At 55.3% G+C, this 21,017-nt stretch carries 32 protein-coding genes; 1 reads left to right on the forward strand and 31 read right to left on the reverse strand.

Annotated features, from left to right (window positions below; all coding sequences use genetic code 11):
• Nucleotides 1-39: 39 nt before the first annotated feature.
• The 19 genes from AAC632_RS02170 to rpmC all read right to left on the reverse strand — a co-directional run bounded on the left by AAC632_RS02170 (nt 40) and on the right by rpmC (nt 11,122).
• Nucleotides 40-1,359: a replication-associated recombination protein A gene (locus AAC632_RS02170; RefSeq protein WP_340299863.1), complete on the reverse strand. Its 1,320-nt coding sequence runs from the start codon at nt 1,357-1,359 to the stop codon at nt 40-42.
• Between the two features lie 118 nt (nt 1,360-1,477).
• On the reverse strand, nt 1,478-1,897 hold the full coding sequence (gene rplQ / locus AAC632_RS02175; RefSeq protein ID WP_317657430.1) for a 50S ribosomal protein L17: 420 nt from the start codon (nt 1,895-1,897) through the stop codon (nt 1,478-1,480).
• 118 nt (nt 1,898-2,015) lie between these two features.
• Nucleotides 2,016-3,032 carry a DNA-directed RNA polymerase subunit alpha gene (locus AAC632_RS02180; protein ID WP_317657429.1) on the reverse strand — a complete coding sequence of 339 codons (1,017 nt, stop codon included), beginning with the start codon at nt 3,030-3,032 and terminating at the stop codon, nt 2,016-2,018.
• A gap of 110 nt (nt 3,033-3,142) precedes the next feature.
• Nucleotides 3,143-3,532, reverse strand: a complete 390-nt coding sequence (gene rpsK, locus AAC632_RS02185) for a 30S ribosomal protein S11 (protein WP_317657428.1) — start codon at nt 3,530-3,532, stop codon at nt 3,143-3,145.
• Between the two features lie 14 nt (nt 3,533-3,546).
• A complete protein-coding gene (gene rpsM, locus AAC632_RS02190; protein WP_317657427.1) occupies nt 3,547-3,915 on the reverse strand; it encodes a 30S ribosomal protein S13 in 369 nt (122 codons plus the stop codon).
• A gap of 178 nt (nt 3,916-4,093) precedes the next feature.
• Nucleotides 4,094-4,750 carry an adenylate kinase gene (locus AAC632_RS02195; RefSeq protein ID WP_340298330.1) on the reverse strand — a complete coding sequence of 219 codons (657 nt, stop codon included), beginning with the start codon at nt 4,748-4,750 and terminating at the stop codon, nt 4,094-4,096.
• Complete coding sequence (gene secY / locus AAC632_RS02200) at nt 4,747-6,123, reverse strand: preprotein translocase subunit SecY (protein ID WP_340298329.1); 1,377 nt, start codon at nt 6,121-6,123, stop codon at nt 4,747-4,749. The genes AAC632_RS02195 and secY overlap by 4 nt, the downstream gene beginning before the upstream one ends.
• Before the next feature lie 129 nt (nt 6,124-6,252).
• Nucleotides 6,253-6,726, reverse strand: coding sequence for a 50S ribosomal protein L15 (gene rplO / locus AAC632_RS02205; RefSeq protein ID WP_340254027.1), 474 nt, complete (start codon nt 6,724-6,726; stop codon nt 6,253-6,255).
• Between the two features lie 106 nt (nt 6,727-6,832).
• Nucleotides 6,833-7,021 (reverse strand): 50S ribosomal protein L30, encoded by a 189-nt coding sequence (gene rpmD, locus AAC632_RS02210; RefSeq protein WP_213675014.1) that lies wholly within the window; start codon nt 7,019-7,021, stop codon nt 6,833-6,835.
• 12 nt (nt 7,022-7,033) lie between these two features.
• Entirely contained in the window at nt 7,034-7,597 is a 564-nt protein-coding gene (gene rpsE / locus AAC632_RS02215; RefSeq protein ID WP_317657423.1) for a 30S ribosomal protein S5, read from the reverse strand.
• Between the two features lie 120 nt (nt 7,598-7,717).
• The gene (gene rplR, locus AAC632_RS02220) at nt 7,718-8,077 is read right to left on the reverse strand and encodes a 50S ribosomal protein L18 (protein WP_340298328.1); all 360 of its coding nucleotides are present in this window, start codon (nt 8,075-8,077) and stop codon (nt 7,718-7,720) included.
• An 11-nt stretch (nt 8,078-8,088) separates the two neighbouring features.
• Entirely contained in the window at nt 8,089-8,622 is a 534-nt protein-coding gene (gene rplF, locus AAC632_RS02225; RefSeq protein WP_317657421.1) for a 50S ribosomal protein L6, read from the reverse strand.
• Between the two features lie 13 nt (nt 8,623-8,635).
• Entirely contained in the window at nt 8,636-9,028 is a 393-nt protein-coding gene (gene rpsH, locus AAC632_RS02230; RefSeq protein WP_317657420.1) for a 30S ribosomal protein S8, read from the reverse strand.
• 13 nt (nt 9,029-9,041) lie between these two features.
• Nucleotides 9,042-9,347, reverse strand: a complete 306-nt coding sequence (rpsN, locus tag AAC632_RS02235; RefSeq protein WP_340244635.1) for a 30S ribosomal protein S14 — start codon at nt 9,345-9,347, stop codon at nt 9,042-9,044.
• A 21-nt stretch (nt 9,348-9,368) separates the two neighbouring features.
• Nucleotides 9,369-9,932, reverse strand: a complete 564-nt coding sequence (rplE, locus tag AAC632_RS02240) for a 50S ribosomal protein L5 (protein WP_317657418.1) — start codon at nt 9,930-9,932, stop codon at nt 9,369-9,371.
• Complete coding sequence (gene rplX / locus AAC632_RS02245) at nt 9,932-10,237, reverse strand: 50S ribosomal protein L24 (RefSeq protein WP_340244637.1); 306 nt, start codon at nt 10,235-10,237, stop codon at nt 9,932-9,934. The genes rplE and rplX overlap by 1 nt, the downstream gene beginning before the upstream one ends.
• Nucleotide 10,238: 1 nt before the next feature.
• Complete coding sequence (gene rplN / locus AAC632_RS02250) at nt 10,239-10,607, reverse strand: 50S ribosomal protein L14 (RefSeq protein WP_005621870.1); 369 nt, start codon at nt 10,605-10,607, stop codon at nt 10,239-10,241.
• A 75-nt stretch (nt 10,608-10,682) separates the two neighbouring features.
• On the reverse strand, nt 10,683-10,913 hold the full coding sequence (gene rpsQ / locus AAC632_RS02255; protein WP_317657416.1) for a 30S ribosomal protein S17: 231 nt from the start codon (nt 10,911-10,913) through the stop codon (nt 10,683-10,685).
• Entirely contained in the window at nt 10,913-11,122 is a 210-nt protein-coding gene (gene rpmC / locus AAC632_RS02260) for a 50S ribosomal protein L29 (protein WP_317657415.1), read from the reverse strand. The genes rpsQ and rpmC overlap by 1 nt, the downstream gene beginning before the upstream one ends.
• Before the next feature lie 242 nt (nt 11,123-11,364).
• On the opposite strand from rpmC, the gene AAC632_RS02265 reads away from it, so the two are divergent.
• Entirely contained in the window at nt 11,365-11,985 is a 621-nt protein-coding gene (locus tag AAC632_RS02265) for a 2OG-Fe(II) oxygenase family protein (protein WP_340298327.1), read from the forward strand.
• 58 nt (nt 11,986-12,043) lie between these two features.
• On the opposite strand, the gene rplP is transcribed toward AAC632_RS02265, so the two are convergent.
• The 12 genes from rplP to rpsG all read right to left on the reverse strand — a co-directional run bounded on the left by rplP (nt 12,044) and on the right by rpsG (nt 21,005).
• Nucleotides 12,044-12,457 carry a 50S ribosomal protein L16 gene (gene rplP / locus AAC632_RS02270; protein WP_317657413.1) on the reverse strand — a complete coding sequence of 138 codons (414 nt, stop codon included), beginning with the start codon at nt 12,455-12,457 and terminating at the stop codon, nt 12,044-12,046.
• 12 nt (nt 12,458-12,469) lie between these two features.
• Nucleotides 12,470-13,177: a 30S ribosomal protein S3 gene (gene rpsC / locus AAC632_RS02275; RefSeq protein WP_340298326.1), complete on the reverse strand. Its 708-nt coding sequence runs from the start codon at nt 13,175-13,177 to the stop codon at nt 12,470-12,472.
• A complete protein-coding gene (rplV, locus tag AAC632_RS02280; RefSeq protein ID WP_317657411.1) occupies nt 13,177-13,557 on the reverse strand; it encodes a 50S ribosomal protein L22 in 381 nt (126 codons plus the stop codon). The genes rpsC and rplV overlap by 1 nt, the downstream gene beginning before the upstream one ends.
• Nucleotides 13,558-13,560: 3 nt before the next feature.
• On the reverse strand, nt 13,561-13,839 hold the full coding sequence (gene rpsS, locus AAC632_RS02285) for a 30S ribosomal protein S19 (protein WP_217777634.1): 279 nt from the start codon (nt 13,837-13,839) through the stop codon (nt 13,561-13,563).
• 3 nt (nt 13,840-13,842) lie between these two features.
• Nucleotides 13,843-14,685, reverse strand: coding sequence for a 50S ribosomal protein L2 (rplB, locus tag AAC632_RS02290; RefSeq protein ID WP_340298325.1), 843 nt, complete (start codon nt 14,683-14,685; stop codon nt 13,843-13,845).
• A 307-nt stretch (nt 14,686-14,992) separates the two neighbouring features.
• Nucleotides 14,993-15,289 (reverse strand): 50S ribosomal protein L23, encoded by a 297-nt coding sequence (locus tag AAC632_RS02295; RefSeq protein WP_317657409.1) that lies wholly within the window; start codon nt 15,287-15,289, stop codon nt 14,993-14,995.
• Nucleotides 15,286-15,906 (reverse strand): 50S ribosomal protein L4, encoded by a 621-nt coding sequence (gene rplD / locus AAC632_RS02300; protein WP_340298324.1) that lies wholly within the window; start codon nt 15,904-15,906, stop codon nt 15,286-15,288. The genes AAC632_RS02295 and rplD overlap by 4 nt, the downstream gene beginning before the upstream one ends.
• A complete protein-coding gene (rplC, locus tag AAC632_RS02305; RefSeq protein WP_340298323.1) occupies nt 15,906-16,652 on the reverse strand; it encodes a 50S ribosomal protein L3 in 747 nt (248 codons plus the stop codon). The genes rplD and rplC overlap by 1 nt, the downstream gene beginning before the upstream one ends.
• 14 nt (nt 16,653-16,666) lie before the next feature.
• Nucleotides 16,667-16,975, reverse strand: a complete 309-nt coding sequence (gene rpsJ / locus AAC632_RS02310; RefSeq protein WP_010400227.1) for a 30S ribosomal protein S10 — start codon at nt 16,973-16,975, stop codon at nt 16,667-16,669.
• Between the two features lie 145 nt (nt 16,976-17,120).
• A complete protein-coding gene (tuf, locus tag AAC632_RS02315; RefSeq protein ID WP_340243653.1) occupies nt 17,121-18,296 on the reverse strand; it encodes an elongation factor Tu in 1,176 nt (391 codons plus the stop codon).
• 87 nt (nt 18,297-18,383) lie between these two features.
• Nucleotides 18,384-20,507: an elongation factor G gene (gene fusA / locus AAC632_RS02320; RefSeq protein WP_340254012.1), complete on the reverse strand. Its 2,124-nt coding sequence runs from the start codon at nt 20,505-20,507 to the stop codon at nt 18,384-18,386.
• A gap of 27 nt (nt 20,508-20,534) precedes the next feature.
• Nucleotides 20,535-21,005 carry a 30S ribosomal protein S7 gene (gene rpsG, locus AAC632_RS02325; RefSeq protein WP_317657479.1) on the reverse strand — a complete coding sequence of 157 codons (471 nt, stop codon included), beginning with the start codon at nt 21,003-21,005 and terminating at the stop codon, nt 20,535-20,537.
• Nucleotides 21,006-21,017: the final 12 nt, after the last annotated feature.

Raw genomic sequence — 21,017 nt, forward strand, 5'->3', positions numbered from 1 at the left:
CCCTGCCTGTCTGTTGTCAACCAAAAGCCGCGGCACGGGTCACTCATCGCGGTTTCGGTCGCGCCTAAGCTTCGCAAAATATGCTACCCGCTTTCCAAGATCGCGCTCAAACCCACGCTCTACAGGTTCATAGAAACTGGGGCGCGTGATTGTATCGGGAAAGTAATTCTGCCCAGAAAACCCATCTTCAGTATCGTGATCATAGGCATAGCCTGCGCCATAGCCCTGCTCTTTCATCAGCTTGGTTGGGGCGTTTAAGATATGCTTCGGCGGGGCAAGCGATCCTGTCTGCGCCGCCAATTTACGCGCGGCCTTATAGGCGACATAGGCGGCATTCGATTTTGGCGCGAGGGCCAGATAGATCACAGCATTGGCCAAGGCCAGCTCACCCTCGGGCGAGCCCAAACGCTCGTAGCTTTGCCACGCGGCCAAACACACCTGCTGCGCCTGTGGGTCAGCAAGGGCAACATCCTCTACCGCCATACGCGTCAGACGGCGCGCCAAGAACCGCGGGTCTTCGCCCCCCTCCAACATGCGCGAGAACCAATAAAGAGCCGCGTCTGGATCAGACCCGCGAATGGATTTGTGCAAAGCAGAAATCAGGTTGTAATGGCCATCGCCCGACTTGTCATATTGAGCGGCGCGGCGCTGTAGCCGCGCAGAGAGCGTGGCCGCGGACACCCCCGCATGGTCGGGCCATGCAGCCACCTGTTCGATGAGGTTTAACATGGCGCGCCCGTCCCCATCGGCCATGGCAATGAGGGCCGCTTGAGTTTCTTCAGGTAAGGCCAAATCGCGCGCCAATTCGCGCTCAGCCCGTGCCAAAAGGGCGCGCAGGTCGTCCTCGCTAAGGCGGTTCAAGGTGAGAACCTGCGCGCGTGACAGCACAGCGGAATTGATCTCAAAACTTGGGTTCTCGGTCGTGGCCCCCACTAATAAGATTGTGCCATCCTCCATCAGGGGCAAAAAACTATCTTGTTGGGCTTTGTTAAAGCGGTGGATTTCATCCACGAATAAAAGCGTGCCCTGCCCCGCTTTGCGGCGCAGCTTTGCGGCATCGAATGTTTTGCGCAGCTCTGCCACGCCAGAAAAAATCGCGCTGATCTGCTCAAAGTGGAAATCCGTCTCGCGCGCCAAAAGCCGCGCAAGCGTGGTCTTTCCCACACCAGGTGGCCCCCAGAAAATCAACGAGGACAGCACCCCGGTATCCAGCATCAACCGCAAACTGCCCTCAGGCCCTAGCAAATGCTGCTGACCAATCACATCCTTCAACTCGGACGGGCGCACACGATCTGCCAAGGGGCGCATAGCCTGCGCCTTTGGGGAGGGGTCTGGATCAGATTGAAAGAGCTCACTCATGGCCAAAGCCTAGCCTTTGCAGGGGCAGAGGAAAATCCCCCATGCGCGGTCGCACAAAAAGAAAACCCCCCGCGATTGGCGCGAGGGGTTTTCAAAACTATTCGCAAAAGGGGTGTGCTTATTCAGCAGCCGCTTCTTCTGCAGCAAGGCGCGCACGATCTGCGGCACCTTTTGCTTCGGGATCACGATCCACGAATTCGATGATGGCCATTGGCGCCATATCACCATAGCGGAAACCCGCCTTGAGAACGCGCACATAGCCGCCCTGACGCTCCGCATAGCGGGGGCCAAGAACTTCGAACAATTTCTTTACATGGGCGTCTTGCTTCAGCGCAGCAGCCGCTTGACGGCGTGCGTGCAAGTCACCGCGCTTGCCCAATGTGATCAGCTTCTCAACCACACGGCGCAGGTCTTTCGCCTTAGGCAAGGTGGTTTTGATCTGCTCATGCTCAATCAATGAGCCAGCAAGGTTCGAGAACATCGCTTTGCGGTGTTCATGGGTTCTGTTCAGACGGCGATAGCCAGATCCGTGACGCATGGTTAAATCTCCTTCATTTCATGCTTTGTCCGAGAGCCGTGCGTTGCGTCTCTCTCCTTATTGGGGCGGGATGCCCGGGGGGTGCGAGAGGCGCGCATCACGCGCGCCCCTTGCGAAATCAAAAATTGTCTTCGTATTTCTTGGCCAGCTCTTCGATGTTGTCTGGCGGCCAATCAACGATATCCATTCCCAAATGCAGACCCATGCCAGACAGCACTTCCTTGATCTCGTTCAAGGATTTGCGGCCAAAGTTTGGTGTGCGCAGCATCTCGGCTTCGGTTTTCTGAATCAGATCACCGATATAGACGATGTTGTCGTTCTTCAGGCAGTTTGCAGAGCGAACCGACAATTCCAACTCGTCCACCTTCTTGAGAAGCAGCGGGTTGAATTCGAGATCATCATCATCATCCTGACGACCTGCGGCTTCTGGCTCGTCAAAGTTGACGAAGATCTGCAATTGATCCTGCAAAATACGTGCAGCATAGGCCAAGGCATCCTCAGGGGTGACCGAGCCATCTGTTTCGACTTTGACAGTCAGTTTGTCATAATCGAGAACCTGACCTTCACGGGTCGGCTGCACGTCATAGGATACTTTCTTGACGGGCGAATAGATCGCGTCAATCGGGATCAGACCAATTGGCGCATCTTCTGGGCGGTTCTTATCTGCAGAGACATAGCCTTTGCCCGTGTTCACCGTCAGTTCCATGAAGAAATCCGCGCCGTCATCCAAGTGACAGATCACGTGATCCTTGTTCAGAACTTCGATACCTGCGCTTTCGGAAATGTCGCCTGCGGTGACAACCTTAGGCCCTTTTGCGGTCACGGAAAGGCGCTTTGGCCCCTCAACTTCCATGCGCAAGGCCACGCCTTTAAGGTTGAGAACGATGTCCGTTACATCCTCGCGCACACCAGCGACCGAGGAAAACTCGTGCAAGACGTTGTCGATCTGCACAGAGGTGATGGCCGCGCCTTGCAGCGAGCTCATCAAAACGCGGCGAAGCGCGTTGCCAAGGGTCAGACCAAAGCCACGCTCAAGCGGCTCGGCAATCGCTGTTGCCTTGCGCGCAGGGTCGGTGCCAGGGTTTACAACCAGCTGGGTTGGCTTGATCAGTTCTTGCCAATTCTTATGGATCATTGTGGAGCCTCCATTCCTGTCGCTGACCGATCCAAGGCCAGAGACGCTCGAGGATCAAATAACCACTCAGGCCGCGTGACGCGCACGCGGCCCAAGAAAAATCGCACGTGTCACACGCGGCGACGCTTTGGCGGGCGGCAGCCATTGTGCGCGATTGGGGTCACGTCGCGGATAGACGTGATCTGAAACCCAACAGCGGCCAAAGCACGAAGTGCGGATTCACGACCAGAGCCTGGCCCCTGCACTTCAACTTCGAGTGTTTTCACACCATGTTCCTGTGCCTTGCGGCCCGCATCTTCTGCGGCCATCTGCGCGGCATAGGGGGTGGATTTACGGCTGCCTTTGAACCCCATCGTGCCAGCAGACGACCAAGAGATCGCATTGCCCTGCACGTCAGAGATCAGGATTTTTGTGTTGTTGAACGAGCTGTTCACATGCGCCACACCGGCAGCGATGTTTTTACGTTCTTTGCGTTTTACGCGGGTCTTGTCACGAGCCATTTATCTGCCTCCCCTTACTTCTTCTTACCCGCGATTGCCTTTGCAGGCCCCTTACGGGTTCGCGCGTTGGTGTGGGTGCGCTGACCGCGCACAGGCAGGTTGCGGCGATGACGGAGGCCACGATAGCACCCCAAATCCATCAAACGCTTTACGTTCATCTGAACTTCACGGCGCAAGTCACCTTCTACGGTGAAGTTCGCATCGATATGTTCACGAATTTTCAAGACTTCGGCGTCAGACAATTCATTCACGCGGCGCGCAGGGTCGATCCCTACGGCTTCGCAGATTGAATATGCGGATGATTGGCCAATGCCAGTGATATATGTCAGCGCAATGGGAACGCGCTTGGCTGTGGGGATGTTGACCCCTGCGATACGTGCCACTTATCTTTCCTCTCGTTGCGGTTCCGTAGCCCCAGAACCTTTTTTCACAACCAAAAGGTCTTGCTGCAAAAAAGCCGCAAGACCTTTTTCGATTTATCGGGCGGCATCCACCCGATGATTCCCTTAATGGGAAGCCTGCGCATAGGCTTTTTCCCTTCCCCCGTCAAGGGGATAGGGGTTAAGATTTGGGCTGATCCAATATGGCTGCGATGCCGCTTGCGACCGCATCAATCTCGCCCAAACCATCCACCGCCTGCAAATGCCCCTTGGCATGGTAGTAGCCAATCAGCGGCGATGTCTTTTTGTAATATTCCATCAGGCGCTGTCGCAGACTGTCTTCATTGTCATCCGCGCGGCGCTTGAACTCGGTACCGCTACAGGTGCTGCAGGTGCCATCGGCACGAATTGGTTTGGTGATGTCATTATACACCTCACCGCAACCACCGCAGGTTGAACGCGCCGTGATCCGCGCCACAAGAGCCTCATCATCCACACGCATTTCAATCACGGCATCAAGTGCAAGACCCATCTCGGCCAGCAATGCCTCAAGCGCATCTGCCTGTGCCAAGGTGCGGGGAAACCCGTCAAAGATGACGCCGCCAGCAGGGCCAGCATCTAGTTTCTCGCGGATCAGGCCAATGACAATCTCATCCGTCACCAATTCACCACGGGCCATCACATCGGCGACCCGTTTGCCCATTTCCGTGCCAGAGGCCTGCGCCTCGCGCAACATATCCCCAGTGGAAAGCTGAACCATGCCACGCGCCTCAACCAAGCGGCGCGCTTGGGTTCCCTTACCCGCGCCTGGGGGGCCGAGAAGAATAATCGCAGTCATTTGCGCTGTGGCGTGCGGCGCTTGGCACGCCCCGCGCCCGTCCCTTTGCGGCCACGCAGTTGAGATCGCTCAAGCAAGCCCTCGTATTGATGGGCCAGCAAATGCGATTGGATCTGCTGCACCGTATCCATGCCGACCGAGACGATGATCAGAATGGATGTGCCGCCGAAATAAGCCGTGATTGACAAGTTCGAGCGCACAATCTCGGGCAAGAGGGCGACTAAGGTCAAATACCCTGCACCAAGCACAAGAACACGGTTCACAACATATTCCAAATATTCCGAAGTGCGCTGACCAGGACGGATGCCCGGGATAAACCCATTTTGGTTTTTCAGATTGTCCGCCACATCATCGGTCTTAAAGGCCACGTTCAGCGTGTAGAAATAGGTGAAGAAAATCAGCATACCTGCAAAGAACAGCAGATAGAGGGGCTGACCGGGGCCAAAATTTGCAAGGATCCATGACAGAACTGGCCCTGCCGCCTCACTGCCCGAAAAGGTCGTCATGGTTGTTGGCAACAACAACAAGGATGATGCGAAGATCGCTGGGATCACGCCCGCGGGGTTAACTTTGATCGGCAAATGACTGCTGCCGCCATCATAGACCTTCATGCCGACTTGGCGGCGGGGGTATTGGATGTGGATCTTGCGAAGGCTGCGTTCCATGAACACCACGAAAAACAGCGTTGCGATCAACATCACAATCACGCCCAAAACCATAGGCGTCGACAAGGCACCAGAACGGCCCTGTTCAAAAAACTGCGCCAGAGCCGCAGGGATTTCTGCGATGATACCAACAAAGATGATCAGAGAAATGCCGTTACCGATGCCGCGCTGCGTGATCTGCTCGCCAAGCCACATCAGGAACATCGTGCCGCCCACAAGGGTGATCAGACAGGCCGCGCGGAAATACCAACCCGGATCCGAGGCAAGACCGCCCGACTCCATGCTGACGGCCAGACCATAGGCCTGCGCGGTTGCCAAGGCGACCGTGCCGTAGCGCGTATATTGGTTGATTTTCTTACGGCCCTGTTCGCCCTCTTTCTTCAACTGCTCCAAGGCAGGCACCATCGAGGTCATCAGCTGCACAATGATCGAGGCCGAGATATAGGGCATGATCCCCAATGCGAACACACCCATGCGGCTTAGGGCGCCGCCTGTGAACATGTTCAAAACACCGCCCAGACCTGCAGAGGCCGCGTCAAAGAAATTGCGCAACTCTTGTCCGTCAATCCCTGGAACAGGAATATAGGTGCCGATCCGATAAATGATCAAAAGACCAAGCGTGAACCAAATGCGCTGGCGCAATTCGGACGCTTTGCCAAACGACTTCCAACTCAGATTAGCCGCCATCTGTTCAGCTGCTGAAGCCATACCGCCCCTCATCATATATTGCGCCGCAAGACCGAGCTTGCGATCTTGCGGCGCGAAAAACCCTGCCCTTGATGTATGCGGCTCAGCCGCAAGTCTCAAGGCTCATCTTGGTCGAAAGCCTGCGGCAGATTACTCTGCCGCTGCTGGTGCCGCTACGTTGAGCTTGCCACCTGCTTTTTCAACAGCTTCAACCGCTGCTTTGGAAGCACCTGTGACAGTGATCGTTACTTTCTTCGAGATGTCACCTTTGGCCAAAACGCGGATGCCGTCCAACTTGCGGCGCACCAAGCCCGATGCAACCAATGCATCTTCGGTAATTTCTGCTTTTGCGTCCAATTTGCCCGCCTCGAGGAATTTCTCGATCAGGCCCAAATTGATGACAGCGAATTCTTTACGGTTTGGCTTGTTGAAGCCACGCTTTGGAAGGCGCTGATAGAGGGGCATCTGACCGCCTTCATAGGCGTTGATGGCCACACCCGAACGGGATTTCTGACCTTTGATACCACGGCCACCCATTTTACCTTTGCCAGAACCAGGGCCACGACCAATTCGCTTGGCTTTCTTGGTTGCACCTGGGTTATCGCGCAATTCATTCAGTTTCATGTCGCTACTCCTTTAGCCGGAATTGCCACCCGAGCGACCGTGGCGGCAAACGCGGCACAATGATCAAAAGCGCCCCAGAAAGCTGGGGCAGGATTAAGGGCGCGGATTACCCGCGCTCCTCAATGATTTCTACCAGATGCGGGATCTTGTTGATCATGCCACGCACGGAAGGGGTATCTTCCAACTCGCGGGTTTTGTGCATCTTGTTCAAACCCAAACCAATCAGCGTTGCGCGCTGATCTTGAGGGCGGCGGATCGGCGAGCCGATCTGTTTTACAACGATAGTTTTAGCCATTGCTCACTCTCCTCAGGCGTCTGCCGCAACTTCGGCTTCGGGCTTGCGCAGGATGTCGGCAACTTTCTTGCCGCGGCGCGCAGCCACCTGACGAGGCGAGCTTTCCTGACGCAGACCATCAAGGGTTGCGCGGATCATGTTGTAAGGGTTCTGCGAGCCCAATGATTTCGCAACAACGTCCTTGATGCCAAGCATCTCGAACACGGCGCGCATTGGACCACCCGCGATGATCCCCGTCCCTTCAGGGGCGGTGCGCATCACGACATTGCCTGCGCCATGACGGCCCTGCGCATCGTGGTGCAGGGTGCGGCCTTCGCGCAGAGGCACGCGAATAAGGTTGCGCTTGGCTTGTTCGGTTGCCTTACGGATCGCTTCAGGAACTTCTTTGGCTTTCCCTTTGCCAAAGCCCACACGACCACGCTGGTCACCGACAACCACCAGAGCGGCAAAGCCGAAACGCTTACCACCTTTTACGGTCTTCGATACGCGGTTGATTGCGACCAGACGGTCGGCGAATTCTGGGGTTTCTTCGCGCTCTTCGCGGCGACGGCCCCGACGTTGTTCACGTTCTGCCATGTTTGGCATCCTTCAGTTCTGGCGCATCCCGCGCGCCTGTTTTGGTCAATCGCAGTGAGGGGCACATGAAAGGCCCTCTCCCCGATCATCGAGGCGGCACTTGCGCGCCGCCTACATGGATTAGAACTTCAAACCACCTTCGCGGGCTGCGTCAGCCAAAGCTTTGACGCGGCCGTGGAACAAGAAACCGCCACGGTCGAAATAGCATTCCGACACGCCCGCTTTCTTTGCACGGTCTGCAATCGCTGCGCCCACTTTTGCGGCCGCTTCGACATTGTTCTTGCCAAGAACGCCCAGATCTTTTTCGAGCGAAGATGCCGAGGCCAAAGTCACGCCTTTTACATCGTCGATCAACTGAACGCTGATATTCTTGTTCGAGCGGTGAACAGAGAGGCGCGCGCGCCCGTCTGCCATTTTCCGCAGCTTGTTCCGAACGCGCAGGCGGCGCTTGAGGAACAGTTCTCGTTTGCTGTTTGCCATCTTCGTCGCCCTTACTTCTTCTTACCTTCCTTGCGGAAGATATATTCGCCCTTATAGCGGATCCCCTTGCCCTTGTAAGGCTCGGGCGCACGCCATTCGCGAATGTTTGCTGCAACCTGACCGACCAATTGCTGATCAATCCCTTCGATCACCACTTCGGTTGGCTTTGGTGTTGTCACCGTCACACCTTGTGGCACTTGGAAATCCACATCGTGGCTATAACCCAAGGACAGTTTCAGAACATTGCCTTGGATAGCGGCGCGATAACCCACACCTGTGATCTCCAGCTCTTTCTTGAAGCCATCCGTCACGCCAGTGACGAGGTTCTGAACCATCGAACGGCTCATACCCCATTGCTGGCGCGCACGCTTGGACTTGCCGCGTGGTGTCACATCAACCGCGTTGTCATTGACTGCGATTGTGACATCATCGGTGGCGGTAAAGCTACGGGTGCCTTTTGGCCCCTTCACCTCGATCGTCTGGCCAGACACAGTGGCTGTTACACCACCAGGCAGTCCGACCGGTTTTTTCCCAATACGAGACATGCTTCAGGCCTCCTTAGAATACGGTGCAGAGAACTTCGCCGCCGACATTGGCCTGACGTGCATTCGCATCGGACATCACACCTTTGGAGGTGGAGACGATGGAAACACCAAGACCTTGCCGAACCTGCGGAATATCCTGCACGTTCATGTAAACACGACGACCGGGGGTGGATACGCGCTTAATCTCGCGGATCACGGGGCTGCCTTCATAGTATTTCAGGCTGATTTCCAGCGCAGGATGCCCTGCGGCATCAGAGGTGCGCTCGTAGCCGCGGATATAGCCTTCATCGGCCAACACATCCAAAACCCAAGCACGCAGCTTGGAAGCGGGCGTCACGACTGTGGACTTGCCACGCATCTGCGCATTGCGGATGCGGGTCAGCATATCACCAAGAGGATCATTCATCTGTCAGACCTCCTTACCAGCTCGACTTAACCATGCCGGGGATTTGGCCGTTCGAGGCCAATTCACGCAGCATGATACGCGAGACTTTCAGCTTACGGTAATAGGCCTTTGGGCGCCCCGTGAGCTGGCAACGGTTATGAAGACGAGTGGCGGAGCTGTTACGTGGCAGCTCTGCCAGTTTCAGACGAGCTTTAAAACGCTCTTCCATCGGCTTCGATTCATCATTCGCGATTTCTTTCAGCGCGGCACGCTTTGTTGCGTATTTCGCAACAAGCTTTTGGCGCTTAACTTCGCGTGCAACCATGGACTTCTTTGCCATTGTTCTACTCTCCTCCCGCGATCACGAATTGAAGGGCATGTTGAAATGCTTCAACAGCGCCTTGGCTTCCGCGTCAGTTTTCGCGGTGGTGCAAATGATAATGTCCATTCCCCAAACCTCGTCGACCTTGTCGAAGTTGATTTCAGGGAAAACGATATGTTCTTTGATGCCCATGGCGTAGTTGCCACGGCCGTCAAAGGATTTGCCAGACACGCCGCGGAAGTCGCGGATGCGCGGCATAGCCACAGTGATCAGACGATCAAGGAATTCATACATGCGGTCGCCGCGCAGGGTAACCTTTGCGCCAAGAGGCATATCTTCGCGAACACGGAAGCCCGCGATGGATTTCTTTGCCTTGGTCACAACGGCCTGCTGGCCTGCAATCGCGCTGAGGTCTTCCTGAGCGGATTTGACTTTTTTACTGTCACGCACGGCTTCGGCGCCTGCGCCGATGTTCAGAACAATTTTATCCAAACGTGGGATTTGCATATCGTTCTTATAGCCGAACTCTTCCTTCATCGCAGGGCGAACAGTCGAAGCAAAAGCCGCCTTCAGGCGTGGGGTATAGTTTGCCGTATCAAGCATTAGATGGCCTCCCCCGTGGTTTTGGCGATACGCACCTTCTTGCCGTCTTCAACCTTGAAGCCAACACGGGTGGGTTTGCCGTTTTTGTCCAGAAGCGCCAGATTGGACAGGTCAATTGGCATCGCCTTTGGAAGGCGGCCGCCTTGGCCCTGTGCAGATTGGCGGGTGTGACGGATGGCGATGTTCACGCCGTCCACGATGGCTTTGTTGGCCTTTGGCATAACGGCAGAGATTTCACCCTCTTTGCCCTTATCCTTGCCAGCAAGCACGACGACCTTGTCGCCCTTTTTCAACTTGGCAGCCATATTACAGCACCTCCGGAGCGAGCGAGATGATCTTCATGAAGTTCTTCGCACGCAACTCACGCACAACTGGCCCGAAGATACGGGTGCCAACAGGCTCGTTGTTGTTGTTGAGGATCACGGCCGCATTGCGGTCGAAACGGATGGCTGTGCCATCTTCGCGGCGTACTTCTTTTGCGGTTCGCACGACAACGGCCTTCCGGACATCGCCCTTCTTTACACGACCGCGTGGGATGGCTTCCTTAACGGAGACCACGATGATGTCACCCACCGAGGCATATTTCCGCTTGGATCCACCCAGAACCTTGATGCACTGAACTCGGCGAGCGCCAGAGTTGTCAGCTACATCCAGATTGGTCTGCATCTGGATCATAGTGGTATCTCCCGACCTTTGGGGGCGCCGATGCGGACATTACCCCCAGGGTTTCGTTAAACTGAAATTCAGCGCTTAGTTTGCGATGACTTCCCAGCGTTTCGACTTCGAAATTGGCGCACATTCCTGAATGCGGACGATATCGCCAACTTTGAATTGGTTCTGCGGATCGTGGGCCCGATACTTCTTGGACTTACGAACCGTCTTCTTCATCACTGGGTGCGTAAAGCGGCGCTCTACAGACACGGTGACGGTTTGTTCATTCTGATCAGAGGTGACAACACCTTGCAGGATACGTTTGGGCATTAGTTGGCCTCCCCTGCGGCTGCTGCTGCCTTCTGAGATAGAATCGTGTTCACACGGGCCACGTCACGGCGCACTTGGCGCATACGGGCGGTGTTTTCCAATTGGCCAGTGGCCTGTTGGAAGCGCAGGTTAAACGCTTCCTTCTTCAACTGAACAAGCTGATCACGCAGCTGGTCAGGCGTTTTATCACGTAGGTCTTGCGCGTTCATCGCGTTGGTCTTCCTTTTCAACAATCAACGGAGGGCCGCAAAAAGCGTCACCCTGATTCCGTTGGAGTAGGTGGATAAGGGCGGCACATACGCGCATCTTGGGCATATGGCAACCCCACGGGGGAATTTATCCGCGTTTTTCAAAGGCGGTTGTGGTCTGCCCTCGCCCCGCACCTAGACCTAGGCTATGGTTCCGTCATCCGCTCCGCGCGGCTTGGCGCATCTTGATCTAAGGAAGGCCTATGGCACAGATATCATCCTTATTCGTCACACTCCTCTATCACGGCAATCTGCACGAGGCAGCCCCTCACCTTGATTTGGCCGAGTTAGAGCAATCTTGCCTGGTTATCGCAGAAGATGACGAAGCAGGTCAAACATGGTGCGAGGAAAACGGATATCCTGGATATACGTCCTATGCCTCGCTCACCGATCTGCCTTGGCGCTTTCCGATCTTTGCGGATTTGGTGAAAATTCTCGATCATCATGTCGCTGAATTCGTCAAGGATTTGGAATTCGATCTGGATGGCCGCGCTCTGATTCTTGAAGATTTATGGATCAACATCCTGCCCGAAGGCGGCACGCATAGCTCGCATATTCATCCGCATTCGGTGATTTCGGGGACGACCTATGTTTCAATGCCCGAAGGTGCATCGGCGTTGAAACTGGAAGACCCGCGCCTGTCGCGCATGATGGCGGCCCCAACGCGGGCCAAGACCGCACGCGCAGAATTACAGCCCTTTATCTATGTAAAACCGAATGTCGGTGATGTGCTGCTATGGGAAAGCTGGTTGCGCCATGAGGTGCCGATGAATATGGCCGAGGATGAGCGGATCAGCGTCAGCTTTAATTATCGTTGGGACTAAAGAAAAACCCCCGCAGATTGCTCTGCGGGGGTTTTGATTTTCACAAACGAAACTGAAATTACCAGTCTTCGCGTGCCACGGTGCGTGTTTTGATTGGCAGCTTCATCGCGGCAAGGCGCAGCGCCTCGCGTGCGATTTCTTCGTTAACGCCGTCAATCTCAAACATAACGCGGCCTGGTTTGACCTTGCATGCCCAGTAATCGACCGAACCTTTACCTTTACCCATACGCACTTCGGTTGGTTTCGAAGTTACAGGGGTGTCAGGGAAGATGCGGATCCATACACGACCTTGACGCTTCATGTGGCGTGTCAGGGCGCGGCGGGCAGCTTCGATCTGGCGCGCGGTAACGCGCTCAGGCTGAAGGGCTTTCAGGCCAAAAGTGCCAAAGTTCAGGTCAGACCCGCCTTTTGCTTCACCCTTGATGCGGCCTTTGTGCATCTTGCGGAATTTTGTGCGCTTTGGTTGCAGCATCTGTCAAACTCCTCAGCGATCACGGCGCGGGCGTGGTGCCCCACCGCTATCCTGCATTTCGGCCAAACGGCGATCACGCGCCGATGGATCATGCTCAAGGATTTCACCCTTGAAGATCCAGACCTTGATCCCAATGATCCCGTAAGGTGTGGACGCTTGTGCATGCGCGTAGTCAATGTCTGCGCGCAATGTGTGAAGCGGCACGCGGCCCTCACGATACCATTCGGTGCGGGCGATTTCAGCGCCACCCAAGCGACCAGCCACGTTAACACGGATACCCAAGGCACCCATGCGCATCGCGTTCTGCACGGCGCGCTTCATTGCGCGGCGGAACGAAACGCGGCGCTCAAGCTGCTGAGCGATGGACTCTGCCACCAATGCCGCATCAACTTCTGGCTTGCGCACTTCAACGATGTTGAGGTGCAATTCGCTGTCGGTCATTGCGGCCAGCTTTTTGCGCAGGCCTTCAATATCCGCACCTTTTTTCCCGATAATAACACCAGGGCGAGCGGTGTGGATGGTGACGCGGCACTTGCGGTGCGGGCGCTCGATGATGACTTTGGAGACACCAGCTTGCTTGCACTCTTTCGCCACGAATTCACGCATACGCAGATCTTCGAGCAACAGGTTGCCGTAATCCTTGGTGTCCGCATACCAGCGGCTGTCCCAAGTGCGGTTGACCTGCAGGCGCATGCCAATTGGATTTACCTTATGACCCATTACGCTTGCTCCTCGACCTGGCGAACCTTGATGGTTAGTTCAGAGAACGGCTTGTGGATGCGGCCAAACCGACCACGGGCACGTGGACGACCACGCTTCATGATCAGGTTCTTGCCAACATATGCTTCGGCAACGACCAATTCATCCACATCAAGGCTGTGGTTGTTTTCAGCATTCGCAATGGCAGACTGAAGGCATTTCTTCACGTCAATCGCGATGCGCTTGTTGGAAAAGGTCAACGCGGTCAAAGCCTTGTCAACTTTCTTCCCACGGATCATTTGCGCGACGAGGTTCAATTTCTGCGGGCTTGTGCGCAACATGCGCAGTTTTGCCATCGCTTCATTGTCCGCCACGCGGCGGGGATTCTTATCCTTGCCCATGGCTTACTTCCTTTTCGCTTTCTTATCCGCAGCGTGCCCGTAATAGGTGCGCGTTGGAGAATATTCACCGAATTTCTGACCGATCATGTCTTCAGTGACGTTCACGGGGATGTGCTTTTGCCCGTTATAGACACCAAAGGTGAGGCCAACGAATTGCGGCAGGATGGTTGAACGGCGCGACCAGATTTTGATCACTTCGTTGCGCCCAGACTCCCGCGCTTTTTCTGCCTTCTTGAGGACGTATGCGTCGACAAAAGGGCCTTTCCATACAGAACGGCTCATCTATTAACGCCCTTTCTTCTTGGCATGACGCGAGCGGATAATCAGCTTCTGCGATGCCTTGTTCTTGTTGCGGGTGCGTGTGCCCTTGGTATCCTTACCCCATGGGGTAACTGGCGTACGGCCACCAGATGTGCGGCCTTCACCACCACCATGTGGGTGATCGATTGGGTTCATCGCAACACCACGGACGCTTGGACGCTTTCCCATGTGGCGGACGCGGCCCGCTTTACCAAGGTTTTGGTTCGAGTTGTCAGGGTTTGACACGGCACCAATGGTTGCCATGCATTCCTGACGCACCAAACGCAATTCACCAGAAGAGAGGCGGATCTGAGCATAGCCACCGTCACGACCAACGAACTGGGCATACGTGCCCGCCGCGCGTGCGATTTGGCCACCCTTGCCGGGCTTCAATTCGATATTGTGAACGATTGTCCCGATGGGCATGCCCGAAAATGGCATTGCGTTACCGGGCTTAATATCTGCTTTTGCAGAGGCGACAACCGCATCCCCAACAGCCAAACGCTGTGGCGCGAGGATATAGGCCTGCTCGCCATCGCTGTAGCGGAGCAACGCGATGAAGGCGGTGCGGTTAGGATCGTATTCGATCCGTTCAACCGTGGCTGTGACGTCAAATTTACGACGCTTGAAATCCACGATACGATAGAGACGCTTCGCGCCACCACCGCGGCGGCGTGCGGTAATCCGTCCGGTATTGTTCCGACCGCCCTTTTTCGTCAAACCCTCAGTCAAGGATTTGACAGGACGTCCTTTCCACAGCTCCGAACGGTCGATCAGCACCAGCCCGCGCTGGCCCGGCGTCGTCGGCTTATACGACTTAAGTGCCATGCTTTCTGTCTTCCGTTTGCTAACGGCAGGTAATTAAAAACCCACCTATGTTGTAAGTCCCCCGAATTGGGTGACCGATAAATGAGGGCCCCGAAGGTCCCAGTGAAATGTCGTTCATGCGAACAACAGCAAAGCCCCAGACGAATCTGGGGCTATCGCGATGGCGCTGTGTAGGAAAGTGAAGCCCCAAGGTCAAGGCCCCTTCCCGACTGTGCAGCCGCCTTTGCGATGAACAAGGCCCCAACCGCATCCGCAGTCGGGGCCTCGCTGAGGTCAGATCAGGCAAAACGCCCGAACGTGGGACAGATCAAAGACCTGTGGCCACGTCGATTGTGTTGCCTTCTTCGAGCGTTACATAGGCCTTCTTGACATCCTTACGGGTGCCCGCGATGCCACGGAAACGCTTGTTCTTGCCTTTGGTGACAGTTGTATTGACCGCTTTCACCTTCACACCAAACAGGCTTTCAACAGCCTCCTTGATCTGGGGTTTATTCGCATCAATCGCAACTTCGAACACAACCGCATTGTTCTCGGAGGCCATAGTGGCTTTTTCCGTGATGATCGGGCGGCGGATCACGTCATAATGTTCTGGCTTAGTGCTCATTTTAGGCGAGCCTCCAGTGCTTCGACACCCGCCTTCGTCAACACCAGAGTGTCGCGCTTGAGGATGTCATAGACATTCGCGCCCATGGATGGCAGCACATCGAGACCCTCGATGTTGCGCGCCGCTTGGGCGAAGTTCGCATCAACCGTTGCACCGTCAATGATCAAGGCACGCTTCCAACCAAGGTTCTTCACCTGCTTGGCCAATTGTGCGGTTTTCGCCTCGGCCATGGCCGCTGCTTCGATGATCACCAACTCGCCTGCCGCCACTTTGGCAGACAAAGCGTGCTTCAGACCAAGCTTACGAAACTTCTTAGGAAGCTCGTGCGCATGGCTGCGTGGGGTTGGGCCTTTGTAAATGCCACCCTTACGGAAGATCGGCGCCTTACGAGACCCGTGGCGCGCGCCACCAGTGCCCTTTTGGCGATAGATCTTCTTGGTCGAATAGCTGACTTCAGAACGGGTTTTAACCTTGTGCGTGCCTGCCTGCGCCTTGTTACGCTGCCAACGGACAACGCGGTGCAGGATGTCAGCACGGGGCTCAAGACCAAAAATGTCATCGCCAAGATCAACAGATCCCGCTTTGCCACCGTCCAATTTAATGACGTTAAGTTTCATTATGCTTCACCTCCCTCGGCGGGGGCGTCCTCTGCGGGGGCCTCGATTGCAGGCGCAGCTGCGGCGGCGGCGGATTTCAAAGCAGCAGGCAAAACAGCATTCTCAGGGAATGGCTTTTTCACCGCGTCTTTGATGGTCACCCAACCACCTTTGGTGCCAGGAACAGCGCCTTTGACCATGATCAGGCCACGATCTGCATCGGTGCGAACAACTTGCAGGTTTTGAGTGGTGACGCGCACCGAGCCCAAATGGCCTGCCATTTTCTTGCCCTTAAACACGCGACCAGGATCTTGACACTGACCTGTCGAACCATGCGAACGGTGGCTGATCGAAACGCCGTGAGACGCACGCAAACCGCCAAAGTTATGGCGCTTCATCGCACCCGCGAAACCTTTACCGGTCGAGGTGCCAGACACGTCAACGAATTGACCTTCGAAATAATGGTCTGCAGTGATTTCTTCACCAACGGCCACCAAATTCTCAGGGTCAACACGGAATTCCGCAAGCTTACGCTTAGGCTCAACCTTTGCAGCGGCGAAATGGCCGCGCATTGGCGCCGAAACGCGCTTTGCTTTTGCGGAACCTGCACCGAGCTGGATGGCAGTGTAGCCATCTTTGTCAGTGGTGCGCTGTGCCACAACCTGAAGACCATCCAATTGCAAAACAGTCACAGGGATCTGACGACCATCTTCCATGAACAGGCGGGTCATACCCAATTTTTTAGCGATCACTCCAGAGCGCAACATATCCGATGCCCCCCTTAGACCTTGATCTCGACATCCACGCCAGCGGCGAGGTCGAGCTTCATCAATGCATCCACAGTCTGTGGTGTTGGATCAACAATATCCAACAGACGCTTATGGGTGCGAATTTCCCACTGGTCGCGGCTCTTCTTGTCGATGTGAGGCCCACGCAGAACAGTGAATTTTTCGATCTTGTTTGGCAGCGGGATAGGCCCGCGCACCTGTGCACCCGTCCGCTTGGCGGTGTTCACGATTTCCTGCGTGCTGGCATCCAGAACGCGGTAATCAAACGCCTTGAGGCGGATACGGATGTTTTGGCTTTGAATGGCCATTACTCTGATCCTTTACGATTGAGAGGAGGGCAATGTGTCACCACATTCCCTCGTCGAACCGGTTTCAATTTGGGTGCGAAATTGCACCCAGCGGGTGAAGATGGCACGCGGGGTTTCCCCCGCGTGCCAATCTCAAATCTTAAGCGATGATTTTGGAGACCACGCCTGCGCCGACTGTGCGGCCGCCTTCGCGGATGGCGAAGCGCAGACCATCTTCCATCGCGATGGGGGCGATCAGCTCGACTTCGAACTTCAGGTTGTCGCCAGGCATAACCATTTCCGTGCCAGAAGGCAGGGTCACAGTGCCGGTAACGTCCGTGGTGCGGAAGTAGAACTGAGGACGGTAGTTCGCGAAGAATGGGGTGTGACGACCACCTTCTTCTTTTGTGAGGATATAGGCCTCAGCTTCGAACTTCGTATGTGGCTTCACAGAACCTGGCTTGCAGAGAACCTGACCACGCTCAACGCCCTCACGGTCGACACCACGCAGAAGCGCGCCGATATTGTCGCCCGCTTCACCACGGTCAAGCAGCTTGCGGAACATCTCAACGCCTGTGCAGGTCGTCTTGGAGGTGTCGCGGATACCAACGATCTCAATCTCGTCACCCACATTGATCACACCACGCTCAACACGGCCCGTCACAACTGTGCCGCGGCCAGAAATCGAGAACACGTCTTCAATTGGCATCAAGAATGGCTGGTCAACTGCGCGTGCAGGCGTTGGGATGTAGCTGTCAACAGCTTCCATCAACGCGCGGATCGAGTTCTCACCGATCTCTGCGTCACGGCCTTCCATCGCAGCCAAAGCAGACCCTTTAACAACAGGAATGTCATCGCCAGGGAAGTCGTAGGAAGACAGAAGCTCGCGGATTTCCATCTCAACAAGTTCCAACAACTCTTCGTCATCAACCTGATCGACTTTGTTCATGTAAACAACCATCGCAGGGATACCAACCTGACGACCAAGCAAAATGTGCTCGCGCGTCTGTGGCATAGGGCCGTCCGCCGCGTTCACAACCAAGATCGCGCCGTCCATCTGCGCCGCACCGGTGATCATGTTCTTCACATAGTCAGCGTGACCAGGGCAGTCCACATGCGCGTAGTGACGCGCATCTGTCTCATACTCAACATGCGCAGTCGAAATCGTGATCCCACGCGCCTTCTCTTCAGGTGCGCCGTCAATCTGATCATACGCCTTAAAATCACCAAAATACTTCGTGATCGCCGCTGTCAGTGTCGTCTTGCCGTGGTCAACGTGACCAATCGTGCCAATGTTCACGTGCGGCTTATTACGTTCAAACTTTTCCTTTGCCATGATGGCCTCCTTGTCTTGTTCAGAGCGGCGGGAAACTGCCCGCCCTACGGTTGGTGGGTAGGGCGGGGTTCACCCCGCCACCCTGGTTTAGGCGTATTTCGATTGAATCTCGTCCGAGATGTTCTGCGGAACAGGATTGTAGTGATCGAACAGCATGGTGAACTGCGCGCGGCCCGAAGACATCGAACGCAGAGTGTTGATGTAGCCAAACATATTCGCCAACGGAACGAAGGCATTGATCGCAACAGCGTTACCGCGTGGCTCTTGGCCAGAAACCTGACCACGGCGCGATGTCAAATCGCCAATGATCGACCCTGTGTATTCTTCAGGGGTGACCACCTCGACCTTCATCATCGGCTCAAGCAGTTTCGCGCCTGCTTTTTTCAGACCTTCGCGCATACACATACGAGATGCGATTTCGAAGGCGAGAACGGAGGAGTCCACATCGTGGAATTTACCGTCCAAAAGCGCGACTTTGAAGTCGATCACAGGGAAGCCTGCGAGCGGGCCAGAGTCCATAACAGACTGGATGCCCTTTTCAACACCGGGGATGTATTCCTTAGGAACAGCACCACCAACGATGCGCGACTCAAAGCTATAGCCTTCGCCAGGTTCAGTTGGCGTGATTTCCAACTTAACTTCGGCGTATTGACCCGAACCACCCGACTGCTTCTTGTGGGTGTAGGTATGCTCAACCGCGTGACCAATGGTTTCGCGATAGGCCACCTGAGGCGCACCAATATTCGCTTCCACTTTGAATTCACGCTTCAGACGATCCACCAGAATGTCGAGGTGCAATTCGCCCATGCCCTTCATGATGGTCTGGCCTGATTCAAGGTCAGTTTCCACACGGAAGGAGGGGTCTTCTGCCGCCAAACGCTGAAGACCTTGAGACATTTTCTCTTGGTCGTTCTTTGTCTTTGGCTCAATCGCGATCTCGATCACAGGATCGGGGAAGGTCATGGTTTCGAGAACCACAGGATCTGCCGCATCACAAAGCGTGTCACCTGTTGTGGTTTCTTTCAGACCTGCCAAGGCGATGATGTCGCCTGCAAAGGCCTCATCAATCTCTTCGCGGTTGTTGGAGTGCATCATCATCATACGACCAACACGCTCTTTTTTGCCTTTGGTCGCATTGAGGATAGAACCGCCCTTTTCCAATTTGCCCGAGTAGATACGGGTAAAGGTCAAGGAGCCAACAAACGGGTCGTTCATGATTTTGAACGCCAGACCTGCAAAGGCCATGTTGTCATCTGCGCGGCGTGCAATGTTACGAGTTTCCGTCTCATCGCCTGGCTTAAAGCCCATGTAGTCGACCACATCGAGAGGGCCGGGCAAGAAGTCAATCACAGCGTTGAGCAAAGGCTGAACGCCTTTGTTCTTGAACGCAGAGCCGCCCAATACAGGCACAAAGCTCAAGGACAAGGTGCCTTTACGGATCAGCTTGCGCAGGGTCGCGATGTCTGGCTCGTTGCCTTCGAGATAGGCTTCCATCGCCGCATCGTCCTGCTCAACCGCATTCTCGATCAGGATCGAGCGCCACTCGTCAGCCGTATCCTGCAAGTCAGCGCGGATTGGCTGGCGCTTCCAAGATGCACCAAGGTCTTCGCCTTCCCAAACCCATTCTTCCATCGTGATCAGGTCGACAATGCCTTCCAGCTTGTCTTCGGCACCGATGGGGAAGTTCACAGGAACAGGTGTTGCACCTGTGCGGTCTTTGATCATCTTCACGCAGTTGAAGAAGTCAGCGCCGATCTTGTCCATCTTGTTTACGAACACGATACGGGGAACCTTGTAGCGATCCGCCTGACGCCAAACGGTTTCCGTCTGAGGCTCAACGCCCGCGTTACCATCAAGCAAGCAAACCGCTCCATCGAGAACAGCCAAAGAACGCTCAACTTCGATGGTGAAGTCAACGTGTCCGGGTGTGTCGATGATGTTATAGCGGAACTTCGTGTCCGAAGTGCCTTCCGCGGATGGGTCTTCTTGCCACTGCCAGAACGTGGTGGTCGCAGCGGAGGTAATGGTGATCCCACGCTCCTGCTCCTGCTCCATCCAGTCCATGGTGGCCGCGCCATCATGCACTTCGCCGATCTTGTGCGAGCGGCCTGTGTAATACAGGATACGTTCTGTGGTTGTGGTTTTGCCCGCGTCAATATGGGCCATAATCCCAAAGTTGCGGTAGCGCTCCAGCGGATATTCGCGTGCCATCTGGTGGTCCTCAGGCTAGAATTAAAATTACCAACGATAATGGCTGAACGCTTTGTTCGCATCCGCCATCTTGTGGGTGTCTTCACGTTTCTTGACGGCTGCGCCGCGTGCGTTGACCGCATCCACCAATTCGCCTGCAAGGCGCTCTTCCATGGTGTTTTCGTTACGAGCACGGGCCGCGTTGATCAGCCAGCGGATCGCAAGCGCTTCACGGCGCTCGGGGCGCACTTCAACGGGAACCTGATAGGTCGCACCGCCCACACGGCGGGAGCGCACTTCAACAGCAGGTTTGATGTTGTCGAGCGCTTCGTGGAACACTTCCACAGGCGCGCGCTTGAGACGCTGCTCAACGCGATCAAACGCGTTGTAAACGATCTTTTCTGCGACCGATTTTTTACCATCGATCATCAGATTATTCATGAACTTTGTCAGAACACGATCACCAAATTTGGCGTCGGGCAAAACTTCGCGTTTTTCAGCGCTGTGACGACGGGACATGTCTGTATCCTC

It is taken from the genome of Roseobacter sp. HKCC-CH-9351 (assembly GCF_037830295.1).
GTDB lineage: Bacteria > Pseudomonadota > Alphaproteobacteria > Rhodobacterales > Rhodobacteraceae > M30B80.

What these genes read in the sequence shown, in the direction of transcription:
- AAC632_RS02170 (WP_340299863.1), bottom strand. Translation starts at nt 1,359, where the DNA reads ATGAGTGAGCTCTTTCAATCTGATCCAGACCCCTCCCCAAAGGCGCAG.
- rplQ (WP_317657430.1), bottom strand. Translation starts at nt 1,897, where the DNA reads ATGCGTCACGGATCTGGCTATCGCCGTCTGAACAGAACCCATGAACAC.
- AAC632_RS02180 (WP_317657429.1), bottom strand. Translation starts at nt 3,032, where the DNA reads ATGATCCATAAGAATTGGCAAGAACTGATCAAGCCAACCCAGCTGGTT.
- rpsK (WP_317657428.1), bottom strand. Translation starts at nt 3,532, where the DNA reads ATGGCTCGTGACAAGACCCGCGTAAAACGCAAAGAACGTAAAAACATC.
- AAC632_RS02195 (WP_340298330.1), bottom strand. Translation starts at nt 4,750, where the DNA reads ATGACTGCGATTATTCTTCTCGGCCCCCCAGGCGCGGGTAAGGGAACC.
- secY (WP_340298329.1), bottom strand. Translation starts at nt 6,123, where the DNA reads ATGGCTTCAGCAGCTGAACAGATGGCGGCTAATCTGAGTTGGAAGTCG.
- rplO (WP_340254027.1), bottom strand. Translation starts at nt 6,726, where the DNA reads ATGAAACTGAATGAATTGCGCGATAACCCAGGTGCAACCAAGAAAGCC.
- rpmD (WP_213675014.1), bottom strand. Translation starts at nt 7,021, where the DNA reads ATGGCTAAAACTATCGTTGTAAAACAGATCGGCTCGCCGATCCGCCGC.
- rpsE (WP_317657423.1), bottom strand. Translation starts at nt 7,597, where the DNA reads ATGGCAGAACGTGAACAACGTCGGGGCCGTCGCCGCGAAGAGCGCGAA.
- rplR (WP_340298328.1), bottom strand. Translation starts at nt 8,077, where the DNA reads ATGGCAAACAGCAAACGAGAACTGTTCCTCAAGCGCCGCCTGCGCGTT.
- rplF (WP_317657421.1), bottom strand. Translation starts at nt 8,622, where the DNA reads ATGTCTCGTATTGGGAAAAAACCGGTCGGACTGCCTGGTGGTGTAACA.
- rpsH (WP_317657420.1), bottom strand. Translation starts at nt 9,028, where the DNA reads ATGAATGATCCTCTTGGTGATATGCTGACCCGCATCCGCAATGCGCAG.
- rpsN (WP_340244635.1), bottom strand. Translation starts at nt 9,347, where the DNA reads ATGGCAAAGAAGTCCATGGTTGCACGCGAAGTTAAGCGCCAAAAGCTT.
- rplE (WP_317657418.1), bottom strand. Translation starts at nt 9,932, where the DNA reads ATGCTTGATACGGCAAACTATACCCCACGCCTGAAGGCGGCTTTTGCT.
- rplX (WP_340244637.1), bottom strand. Translation starts at nt 10,237, where the DNA reads ATGGCTGCCAAGTTGAAAAAGGGCGACAAGGTCGTCGTGCTTGCTGGC.
- rplN (WP_005621870.1), bottom strand. Translation starts at nt 10,607, where the DNA reads ATGATCCAGATGCAGACCAATCTGGATGTAGCTGACAACTCTGGCGCT.
- rpsQ (WP_317657416.1), bottom strand. Translation starts at nt 10,913, where the DNA reads ATGCCCAAACGTATCCTGCAAGGTGTTGTCACCTCTGATCAGAATGAA.
- rpmC (WP_317657415.1), bottom strand. Translation starts at nt 11,122, where the DNA reads ATGAACGCGCAAGACCTACGTGATAAAACGCCTGACCAGCTGCGTGAT.
- AAC632_RS02265 (WP_340298327.1), top strand. Translation starts at nt 11,365, where the DNA reads ATGGCACAGATATCATCCTTATTCGTCACACTCCTCTATCACGGCAAT.
- rplP (WP_317657413.1), bottom strand. Translation starts at nt 12,457, where the DNA reads ATGCTGCAACCAAAGCGCACAAAATTCCGCAAGATGCACAAAGGCCGC.
- rpsC (WP_340298326.1), bottom strand. Translation starts at nt 13,177, where the DNA reads ATGGGTCATAAGGTAAATCCAATTGGCATGCGCCTGCAGGTCAACCGC.
- rplV (WP_317657411.1), bottom strand. Translation starts at nt 13,557, where the DNA reads ATGGGCAAGGATAAGAATCCCCGCCGCGTGGCGGACAATGAAGCGATG.
- rpsS (WP_217777634.1), bottom strand. Translation starts at nt 13,839, where the DNA reads ATGAGCCGTTCTGTATGGAAAGGCCCTTTTGTCGACGCATACGTCCTC.
- rplB (WP_340298325.1), bottom strand. Translation starts at nt 14,685, where the DNA reads ATGGCACTTAAGTCGTATAAGCCGACGACGCCGGGCCAGCGCGGGCTG.
- AAC632_RS02295 (WP_317657409.1), bottom strand. Translation starts at nt 15,289, where the DNA reads ATGAGCACTAAGCCAGAACATTATGACGTGATCCGCCGCCCGATCATC.
- rplD (WP_340298324.1), bottom strand. Translation starts at nt 15,906, where the DNA reads ATGAAACTTAACGTCATTAAATTGGACGGTGGCAAAGCGGGATCTGTT.
- rplC (WP_340298323.1), bottom strand. Translation starts at nt 16,652, where the DNA reads ATGTTGCGCTCTGGAGTGATCGCTAAAAAATTGGGTATGACCCGCCTG.
- tuf (WP_340243653.1), bottom strand. Translation starts at nt 18,296, where the DNA reads ATGGCAAAGGAAAAGTTTGAACGTAATAAGCCGCACGTGAACATTGGC.
- fusA (WP_340254012.1), bottom strand. Translation starts at nt 20,507, where the DNA reads ATGGCACGCGAATATCCGCTGGAGCGCTACCGCAACTTTGGGATTATG.
- rpsG (WP_317657479.1), bottom strand. Translation starts at nt 21,005, where the DNA reads ATGTCCCGTCGTCACAGCGCTGAAAAACGCGAAGTTTTGCCCGACGCC.